The sequence below is a fragment of the Streptomyces lushanensis genome (genome assembly GCF_001700515.1).
In the GTDB taxonomy this organism is placed as follows: Bacteria; Actinomycetota; Actinomycetes; order Streptomycetales; family Streptomycetaceae; genus Streptomyces; species Streptomyces lushanensis.
In genome coordinates this window covers 1-967 of sequence record NZ_MAUD01000670.1, presented here as the reverse complement: position 1 = coordinate 967, position 967 = coordinate 1, and the positions used below count along the sequence as shown (strand labels likewise).

The 967-nt window shown below is 72.0% G+C and carries 1 protein-coding gene and 1 pseudogene; both read left to right on the top strand.

Going from position 1 to position 967, the window contains the following annotated elements; genetic code table 11:
* The coding region (locus BFF77_RS32290) for a helix-turn-helix transcriptional regulator (RefSeq protein WP_066957126.1) at positions 1-725 on the top strand (725 nt) is incomplete at its 5' end.
* A gap of 54 nt (positions 726-779) precedes the next feature.
* Positions 780-967: pseudogene (locus BFF77_RS32285) on the top strand (hypothetical protein); the annotation flags it as partial.

Sequence of the window (967 nt, the reverse complement as noted above, 5' to 3'; positions counted from 1 at the left end):
TCGCCGAGCCGCTGCGGCTCGCCGCCGACGAGGCGACGGCGCTGCTCGTGGCGGCCCGCGCCGTCACGACTCTGCCGGGGCTGCGGGAGGGCGACCGGCAGGCGCTGCTGCGGGCCACCGCCAAGCTGGAGGCCGCGGCCGGGGAGGCCGCCGGGGCAAGCTCACGGCTCTCGGTGACCTTCGAGTCCGAGGGCGGTGTGTTCGCCGAGGTCGACCGGGCCATCTCCGAGCGCCGCAGGCTCTGGCTGCGCTACTACTCCCCGGCACGGGACGAGCTGACCGAGCGCGAGGTCGACCCGATCCGGCTGTTCGCCGTGGGCCACACCTATATGGAGGCCTGGTGCCGGCTCTCCGAGGCACGGCGTACGTTCCGGCTCGACCGGGTCGCCGAGATCAGGCTGCTGGACGCTCCGGCGGCGCCTCCCGAGCTGGAGCTGAGGGATCTGTCGGAAGGGCTGGTGCAGCCGTCGGCGGAGGATCCCGAGGTGGTGGTCGAGGTCGGGCCCGGCGGCCGGTGGGTCGCGGAGTACTACCCGCACGACAGCGCGGTCGAACTTCCCGACGGCGGTCTGCGTATCACACTGCGGACCCCCGCGCCCGCCTCGCTGCGACGGCTCGCGCTGCGGCTCGGCGGTGACGGACGGATCGTCTCGCCGAGGGATCTCGCGGAGAGCGCGCGGGTCGCGGCGGACGAGGCACTCGCGGCCTACGACGGCCGGGAGTGACGAGGATGAACGGGAAACGGGCAGGAAGAAGGAGATCCGAGGAGTATGTCGGCAATGTCTGAAGTGTCGGAAATCTCGACGGTGCTCCCTGTCCTCTTCAAGGCGGCCTGTCCGGAGTGCCGGGCCCGTTTCGAACTGTCGGCGGGCGCCCTGCGGCTGGCGATCGGGGCCACCCGGAAGACCACCTTCTACTCCTTCACCTGTCCCGAGTGCGAGAGTCTGGTGCGCAAGCCCGCCGGTGA